The 8,500-nt window shown below is 36.4% G+C and carries 8 protein-coding genes; 4 read left to right on the top strand and 4 right to left on the bottom strand.

Annotated elements, in window-relative coordinates:
* Positions 1-333 precede the first annotated feature (333 nt).
* Positions 334-1,044, bottom strand: coding sequence for a metallophosphoesterase (locus GQR56_RS18635; RefSeq protein ID WP_166114295.1), 711 nt, complete (start codon positions 1,042-1,044; stop codon positions 334-336).
* Between the two features lie 451 nt (positions 1,045-1,495).
* Positions 1,496-1,741 (bottom strand): YfhL family 4Fe-4S dicluster ferredoxin, encoded by a 246-nt coding sequence (locus tag GQR56_RS18630; protein ID WP_166114292.1) that lies wholly within the window; start codon positions 1,739-1,741, stop codon positions 1,496-1,498.
* A 314-nt stretch (positions 1,742-2,055) separates the two neighbouring features.
* On the opposite strand from GQR56_RS18630, the gene GQR56_RS18625 reads away from it, so the two are divergent.
* Positions 2,056-2,949 (top strand): LysR family transcriptional regulator, encoded by an 894-nt coding sequence (locus GQR56_RS18625; RefSeq protein WP_024609522.1) that lies wholly within the window; start codon positions 2,056-2,058, stop codon positions 2,947-2,949.
* Between the two features lie 44 nt (positions 2,950-2,993).
* Here the strand turns inward: GQR56_RS18625 and GQR56_RS18620 are convergent, their stop codons facing one another.
* Positions 2,994-3,866, bottom strand: coding sequence for a DMT family transporter (locus tag GQR56_RS18620; RefSeq protein ID WP_010554966.1), 873 nt, complete (start codon positions 3,864-3,866; stop codon positions 2,994-2,996).
* A 626-nt stretch (positions 3,867-4,492) separates the two neighbouring features.
* Here GQR56_RS18620 and GQR56_RS18615 point away from each other — a divergent pair.
* A complete protein-coding gene (locus GQR56_RS18615; protein WP_024609523.1) occupies positions 4,493-4,873 on the top strand; it encodes a GreA/GreB family elongation factor in 381 nt (126 codons plus the stop codon).
* A 230-nt stretch (positions 4,874-5,103) separates the two neighbouring features.
* On the opposite strand, the gene yegQ is transcribed toward GQR56_RS18615, so the two are convergent.
* Positions 5,104-6,489: a tRNA 5-hydroxyuridine modification protein YegQ gene (yegQ, locus tag GQR56_RS18610; RefSeq protein WP_166114289.1), complete on the bottom strand. Its 1,386-nt coding sequence runs from the start codon at positions 6,487-6,489 to the stop codon at positions 5,104-5,106.
* Between the two features lie 229 nt (positions 6,490-6,718).
* Between yegQ and ndk the strand changes: the two genes are divergently transcribed.
* Both ndk and GQR56_RS18600 read left to right on the top strand, forming a co-directional pair.
* Complete coding sequence (ndk, locus tag GQR56_RS18605) at positions 6,719-7,150, top strand: nucleoside-diphosphate kinase (RefSeq protein WP_007377442.1); 432 nt, start codon at positions 6,719-6,721, stop codon at positions 7,148-7,150.
* Between the two features lie 168 nt (positions 7,151-7,318).
* The gene (locus tag GQR56_RS18600) at positions 7,319-8,449 is read left to right on the top strand and encodes a bifunctional tRNA (adenosine(37)-C2)-methyltransferase TrmG/ribosomal RNA large subunit methyltransferase RlmN (protein WP_024609525.1); all 1,131 of its coding nucleotides are present in this window, start codon (positions 7,319-7,321) and stop codon (positions 8,447-8,449) included.
* The last annotated feature ends 51 nt before the right edge of the window (positions 8,450-8,500 follow it).

Genomic DNA, 8,500 nt, shown 5'->3' with positions numbered 1-8,500 from the left:
TATGCCAGCAAAGCAGAAGAAAGCGATGCGCAGTACAGCTTATCTTGAAAAGGTATTGAATTTATAGTGTTTTTTCATGCTCTTGCCCTGGGCTATTCTTTAATGGTTGAACTTTTAAACTACAAACAATTGATCTCAGAAAAACATAAATAATTTTTATAATAACTTTTTGCTACACCTATTTAATATTTAAATGTTATATTTTTGTTATTTTACTTAGAATGCATATCACATTAAACGGAGGGGATTACCAAACAACGTTCAGTTTTCTACCCAAGCAAGCACATTGCCGAAAATTAACTAATAACAATGTCAAAAATCACTAACCTTGTACTACCCCTTCTTCTGCTTATTAATAACATCAGAAAGCTCTAAAAGTGTAGGCTTACCTCCTAAATAATTTGTATCGATATGATAACTATCACCAATCCAAAAAGGGAGTTGCGTAGAGTTATGACCATGAATAGAAAAATTAATACCATGATTATTAATTATTTTTTTACTATTAAATACCTTACGATCCCACAATAATGACTCAACAATTACTGATTTATCCTCAATATCCGAAGAGCATTCCCAATTCCATTGCTGAGGAATGGTATGTGATAAACCTATTTTATGACCTTTATATTCAAGTACTATAGATAATGGTTTTTTTAAAAGCTCATCACACATACTCAAAAGCAGGTTTTGAGGAACAGCTTTGTGCCAATTACCACCATTGTCTGTCCAAAGCTTAAAAGCGGCTTTATCGTTACTTAATAGAGATTCAAGCATTAAATGCTCATGATTCCCTAATACCATATATGCATTGATTGCTTTTAAATACTCAAATAATTCATAACTTTTATCACCACGATCAATTGTATCTCCAAGGCAAAATAAAGCATCACTTTGCGAATTAAAATCTACATTTTTAAGTGCACTTTTTAAAGCAAGTAAATCACCATCGAGATCGCCAATTACAAATACTCGGCAATCATCACCTAATGATATAACATGTTTTGTAGGCGCAATTTTAATAGCACTAATACCAATGTTCAATATTTGCTCCAGTAAATTTAAATTTGTGAGTTGAATAATAGTAATTTCAAATATTACGGTAACTTGCGTAATAGCTTAATAATGACTTTAACACCTCATGTGCGACTCTTCTAAACCATACAAGTATAAAAACAATAACACGAGCCTTAAATAAGCTAATTTTTATTGTTAATTTAGAGGGGGCAGAACATGGAGTCGACGGCGTCACTAGATAAAATAACATACAGCTTACTATTTGAAATAATTACATCAGTACAGTCATTTTAACATTGCCAAAGTAAGCTTAGATATAAGGTTGATGGTTGATGGTTGATGGTTGATGGTTGATGGTTCAATATCTAGTTAAAAAGGCATATTTCAACAAATTAGTACGTAAGTAATTAAAAAAATATACAAACCATGCCACTGCCTTATTTTAGTTGGCACTCCTTAAAAAGCTGGAACCTGAGTATTAGCTTGTTAATCGTACATATTTATCAGCTAATTCATCAATACTTTCTCGATTTGCAGGATCAGGCTTTATACAATCGATAGGGCAAACACTTACACACGTAGGTTTATCATAATGCCCTACACACTCAGTACATTTACTAGCATCTATTTGGTATATTTTAGCGCCCATATAAATAGCCTCATTAGGGCATTCAGGGTCGCACATGTCGCAGTTAATGCATTTGCTATTTATGAGTAGAGCCACTTTCTAGCCTTCTTAGTTAAAATCATCTAGAACAAAATAGAAAAAATAAAGTAGTTACAGTTTTATTCTTAATAACCCGATTAGTAATCGTAAATTATGCCTTTAATTCTTTTTTCTCATGTTGATTTTAATCAATACAATTCGTCGCAACTATCTTATTTATAGAGCCTGAAACAAGAAATAAAACTCATTATCCAGTTGCAATAAAAACAACAACCCTTTTCACTCTTAATCTCTAATGAAATATTAAGGCGCCGCTGTTAGTATTAAACAACATAATCAATAATTAAGTCTTAATATGATAAGTGGTTTTGATGGCAGCTAATTATTCTCTCGATGATTTACGTTACTTTTGCACCATAGTAAAACTTGGTAGCTTTAAAAAAGCATCAGCAAACCTTGATATGTCACTATCAACTTTAAGCCGTAGAATACGTTTATTAGAGCAAGCTCTGCAATTAACGCTATTAAACCGAGATGCCCACCGCGTTACACTTACACATATTGGCGAGTTATATTACGACCGCTATCGCAAGTTATTTGACGAAGTAGAGTGTATAGAGCAAGCACTTTGTGATGAGAAAGACCAACCTAAAGGAAAAATTAGGATCTCTGCCCCTATTTACATGGGTAAACACTTTTTAAGTGCTATTTTTTGTGATTTTTTACTGCAGTATCCCGATATTCAACTAGATTTACGCTTTTCAAATAACCTAATTGACATTGAAAAAGAAGGGATTGATATAGCGTTTAGAGTAAGAAACCCTGCTATTGATAATTGGGTTATTAGAGAACTAAAGCTTACTCATAATATATTATGTGCTCACCTAAATCATGATTATCAATCCATCACTCATCCTGAGCAATTAAAAAAGCAACCAAAAGTTACGTGCGTTGGGTTGGTACCGTGGCAATTAAAAAATCAGCAAACGAGCGAAGAGTACAGTTTTAATCCAAACACACATGTCCGATTAGAAGTTGATGAAATTCAAATGATGAAACAAGCTGTTGAGTCTGGTGTGGGTATTAGCTACATTCCTGATTATATCGCATTACCACTTATTGAAGCAGGAAAGCTTAAACGTATTCTTCCTGACTGGCAAAGCAAAGGGCAGCCATTTTCTATGCTTTATCGCGACAGAAAACAAATCCCTTATCGAGTGCGTTTACTGATAGAACATACACTGCAACACTTTACTAATATGTAGCAGTGTATGCTTTTTACAGCAAAATAATTAAGCTAATTCGTCTTTTAAAAACTAAGCCTTAGTACGATTACACCTAAAAATGCCGTTGTTAATCCTATCACCTCTTGGCGTGTAAAAGACTCTTTTAGAATGATGCGTGAGTACAGCAAAATAATTAAAATGTTCATTCCTGAAATTGCCGACACTAGCCCTGTATTACCAATTGCAAAAGCCGATATTATTGCAACCATGCCTGCTACATTCGTTAAACCAATAAGTAACCCGCACGAGAATGTTTTACCGGCAGACCAATACGCTTGAGAGCTGCCTTGCTCTGCTAGCATTTTTTTACGCTTTACTAACCAACTGACGGCAAAAAGAAAGCTACCAAAACCAAACATAGACGTTAAAGTTGCAAACGTATCCGCCTCAAGAAGCGTTGATTGCTTACCCATTAAATCATTAAATGCAAAGGACAGTGCCGCCAGTAATCCCCATTGCGCACCTTGTAAATTACTTAATGAGATATCGCTGGAATAGCGAATAATATAAAGACCGCCAAAAATAATAAAAAAGCCGATTAATTGAATAACAGTTAAGGTTTCTTGCCATAATAAAAAGGCAAATAAAAGCACAAATAAAGGCGTTAACCCCGACAGAATACTAATTAAAGACGCTTTCCCAACCGAAAACCCTTTGTGCAAAAACCCATTAGCCGCAAAAGATCCAAAACCTAAAGCGAGTCCAACAGTAATGTCAGCCCAGCCGTACCATGTGTGTTCAAATATTACAGTACCTAGCGCGCTAATTATGAACCCTACAAAAAAAACACCGAATAATAATAGATTACGATTAATCTTTTTTTGCGACGTCCATTGGTACATTATTCCTCGCGCACCAAAAAAAACAGTGGCGAGTAATGCAAAAATTATCCACATATAAATGAGACCCTTTATAATTTACTTTGATAAACCCGAATAAGAAGTGGTTATTTAACATTGTTGAATGGAGTAACTATTACATAAAGGTTCAGCTGTAAAACACGTAGCCACTACAAAAGCGTTACCCGATACCTAGCTTCTACTCTATAAAATAAGCAGCTTAAGCTTCACATAATAAAATACTAGTCACACAATTACACTTTAATAAACAACAACACCAGTATATTTAATCTATAAATATTATAAATAGCCATAAGTGGCACTATAGATCCCATAAATAGCACTTAACTATTTAGTCGCTTAACTTCAATCACATAGTGAGCAACTAACACATAAAAACAACAACACTTCAGTGAAAAAAACGTATTTATAAAAACATAAAAAAAGAGTTATTAAACTGTCATTTATCGACAATATATTTTTAACCTAAAACTCAATTGACTTTATTTTTAAACTCAATATGATTGATTTAAACAAAGAGGATAATATGTTTACTTTAATCACATACCTGCTAAAAACAAATACCACCTTCGGAATTTAAGCCGAGTGTAACCCTTACACTCGGCAGTTACACTGTACCTTTATATATTTAAATTCGATTTAGTTTTTGTGGGGATTAGTCCGTGCTTTCTTTTCTGTTCGAACGTAAAAAACCTTTCCTGTCTAAAAATGACTTCACAGACGCAGCTGTACTATTACAACCGCTGAAGCTTGCGTATTTACTACAAGAAGTCGAGTATTCACAGCGGCCTTGGTCAAAATTCAATCCGCATGTACAAATTAATAGCACGGTGGTTATTAAAAATATAACCACCGGTTTTAAGCGCCGCATAACTTTAGTGCCTCCAAGCCAACGAAGGCACTTTATTAGTGACGTATCATTTCACTCTCCTCTTGGGGTCGCTCTTTTAGGGCATAAAATAAATCATATTATTGAATATAAAGAAGCTGGGGAATCCCACCTTTGGGAAATAATAGCCATTAATATTAAGGAGGAAATATAGAGTAAATTATTTCAATTTTTATTTATTAATTTTATATATTTAATTGGAGTTATTTGTAATGAGTAAAGAAAAGCCTAAAAAATATGCAAGCAAAACATTAAAACAAAAACGTAAAGAGCGAAGAGATAAGCTAAAGCAACTTGAAAAATAATTAATGTTATTTTAAATAAAGACGCAAACTCGGGGTTTTTATAACCCCGATTTTTTTGAAAAACTATATTCAGCTGTAGCTAAACAGCTTGTTTAAATGGATTACGAGTATCTTGGTGATCCTCAAGATTGCGCATTAAAATAGCATGCGCTAAGTTAATGCCTTCATCTAGTGGTATTTTTACAATGTGACCAGAGCCTTTAGCATCGCTAATAATTTCACCCTTTTTGTTTTCCATATATTCAAGCTTAAAAGTAATGTTACCTTGTGGTGTCATAAGCTCTAAGGAGTGACCTGTACAAAATTTATTTTTAACGTCAATTTCAACTAAGCCATTTTCGCTACGTCCTAGCACCTCGCCTACAAATTGCTGTTTAGTTGATACAGAATGACCGTACTCATAGTTTTGATAATCTTGATGGGCATGGCGTTTTAAAAAACCTTCGGTATAGCCCCGATGTGCTAGATTTTCGAGAGTTTTAAATAAGTTAGTATCAAATGGTTTACCTGCAACTGCATCGTCTATTGCTTTGCGATAAACTTGTGCTGTACGCGCTACATAATAAAATGACTTAGTACGCCCTTCTATTTTTAAACTATGTACACCCATTTTTGTTAACTGCTCTACGTATTGCACAGCGCGTAAATCTTTTGAGTTCATAATATACGTGCCGTGTTCATCCTCAAATGCAGGCATATACTCACCAGGGCGACCTTGTTCCTCTAGCATAAATACATCGTTACTTGGCGCGCCTTCACCTAGTGTAGGAATAACCTTTTTTGGGTCAATTTTATGCACCATTTCGCCGATTTCGTTCTCAACACCAGGTTTTATATCGTAATCCCAACGACATGCGTTAGTACACGTGCCTTGGTTTGGGTCGCGTTTGTTAATATAACCCGAAAGTAAACAACGCCCTGAATACGCCATACAAAGCGCACCATGTACAAATACCTCAAGTTCGGTGTCTGGGCAGAGTGTGCGTATTTCAGTTATTTCTTCGAGCGACAACTCCCGTGATAAAATAACGCGTTCAATCCCCTGTTTTGCCCAAAATTGTACACTCGCGTAATTTACCGCATTTGCTTGTACCGATAAGTGAATTGGCATGGCAGGCCACTTTTCACGAACAAGCATAATCAAACCAGGATCAGACATAATCAGCGCATCGGGCTGCATCGCAATAACTGGTTCTATATCACGTAAATACGATTTAACTTTGGCATTATGCGGTGCAATATTAGACACCACATAAAACTTTTTATTTTGCGCATGGGCTTCACTAATCCCGACTTGCAGAGTGTCTAGGTCAAACTCATTATTACGTACACGCAAGCTATAACGAGGTTGTCCAGCATAAACCGCATCAGCCCCATAAGCAAAAGCGTAGCGCATGTTTTTTAAACTGCCTGCAGGGCATAATAATTCAGGAATAAATAGCGTTGAAGAAGTAGCTGGTAACATGTGCGCTCCATACATCGAACTGGGTTTAAGCCAGTTGCATGACTTGTCATTAACAAATAAGTAAACAGAAGCGCGGCAGTATAAATGCGGTTAATAATTTACATTTGATCGAGATCACAAAACTGCAATCAAATTGGTTTTTAATATAATTAGGATTTTTTACTTAAAACGCGTATAATTCGCGCCCGTTAATATTCACACTTTTACTTAAAATTATTGGAGCATAAAGATGGCTTTAGAACGTACTTTTTCAATCGTAAAACCTGATGCAGTTGCTAAAAACCACATTGGCGCTATCTACAACCGTTTCGAATCTGCTGGCCTTAAAATCGTTGCAGCTAAAATGGTTCACCTTTCACAAGAGAAAGCTGAAGGTTTCTACGCTGAACATAGCGAACGTCCTTTCTTCGGTGCTTTAGTATCTTTCATGACATCTGGTCCAGTAATGGTTACAGTTCTTGAAGGCGAAAACGCTGTTCTTAAAAACCGTGAAATCATGGGTGCTACTAACCCAGCTGAAGCACTAGCTGGCACTTTACGTGCAGACTACGCTGATAGCATCGACGAAAATGCTGTTCACGGTTCTGATGCTGTTGAATCTGCTGCTCGCGAAATTGCTTACTTCTTCGCTGACGAAGAGCTTTGTTCACGTACTCGTTAATTCGAATTCGTTAACATATTGAAAAGGGCTTTCGGGCCCTTTTTTAGTCATTACGTAAAGTATTAATCAGTAAACTAATAATGTTTTACTTAATGATTAAAGTGAGTGAATTGTGTACAATTCGTCCTCGTAAATTTTATCTCCACCGTCACCGATTGAGGTTGTTTCATGACCGAGCAAAAAAAGATTAACTTATTAGATTTAAACCGAGATGCAATGCGCGAGCTATTTGCATCGTTCGGTGAAAAGCCGTTTCGTAGTGACCAGGTGATGAAATGGATTTATCATTTTGGCGTAGATAACTTCGACGATATGAGCAACGTAAACAAAAAGCTTAAAGAAAAACTTAAAGCTGAATGCGAAATTGTAGCGCCAGAAATCACCGTTCGCCAGCAAGCAAGTGACGGTACTATTAAGTACGCACTTATTCTGGAAGGCGGCCAAGAAGTAGAAGCCGTTTGGATCCCTGAAAAAGAGCGCGCTACTTTATGTGTATCATCACAAGTTGGTTGTGCTCTTGAATGTACTTTTTGTTCTACTGCGCAACAAGGCTTTAACCGTAACTTAAAAGTATCTGAAATTATTGGCCAAGTTTGGCGTGTAGCTAAAGATATTGGCCTTGATGGTCATAGTGAAAAGCGCCCAGTAACTAACGTTGTAATGATGGGTATGGGCGAGCCTTTACTTAATCTTAAAAACGTAGTGCCAGCAATGGAGCTAATGATGGACGACTGGGGCTTTGGTTTATCTAAGCGCCGCGTAACATTGAGTACTTCAGGGGTTGTACCTGCTCTTGATTTACTAAAAGAGAAAATTGACGTAGCACTGGCTATTTCACTTCACGCACCAGATAACGCACTGCGTGACATTTTAGTGCCCGTTAATAAAAAGTACCCTATTGAAGAATTTTTAGCCTCATGTCGTCGTTACATCGATGGCTCAAAAGCAAATAAAGATGTAACGGTTGAATACGTGATGCTTAACGGTATTAACGACAGCACCGATCAGGCGCATGCATTAGTGCAAACGTTAAAAGGCACACCTTGTAAGGTCAACCTTATTCCGTTTAACCCGTTCCCGGGTAACGAGTACACACGCTCAAGTAATAGCCGCATTGACCGTTTTTCAAAAGTATTACAAGCAGCAGGCGTTACCTGTATTGTTCGTCGTACTCGCGGTGATGATATTGACGCCGCTTGCGGACAGTTGGTCGGTGACGTAGTTGACCGTACCAAACGTTTAGCTAAAAAGAAAATGCGTGACGATAACGCAATTGCCGTTAATATCCACCAAGCGTAAATTTTAGCTAAAAATACCTAAAGCCCTCATGTTAAATCGTTTATTTTTAAA

The sequence above is a fragment of the Pseudoalteromonas sp. Z9A5 genome (assembly GCF_011378875.1).
Lineage (GTDB): Bacteria > Pseudomonadota > Gammaproteobacteria > Enterobacterales > Alteromonadaceae > Pseudoalteromonas.
Note: the sequence above shows the minus strand (reverse complement) of the source record. Positions and strands in the feature narration are given on the sequence as shown.

Bases quoted from the DNA above. Each gene is read 5' to 3' on its own strand.
- GQR56_RS18620 (WP_010554966.1), bottom strand. From the start codon at position 3,866: ATGTGGATAATTTTTGCATTACTCGCCACTGTTTTTTTTGGTGCGCGA.
- yegQ (WP_166114289.1), bottom strand. From the start codon at position 6,489: ATGTTACCAGCTACTTCTTCAACGCTATTTATTCCTGAATTATTATGC.
- GQR56_RS18600 (WP_024609525.1), top strand. From the start codon at position 7,319: ATGACCGAGCAAAAAAAGATTAACTTATTAGATTTAAACCGAGATGCA.
- ndk (WP_007377442.1), top strand. From the start codon at position 6,719: ATGGCTTTAGAACGTACTTTTTCAATCGTAAAACCTGATGCAGTTGCT.
- GQR56_RS18625 (WP_024609522.1), top strand. From the start codon at position 2,056: ATGGCAGCTAATTATTCTCTCGATGATTTACGTTACTTTTGCACCATA.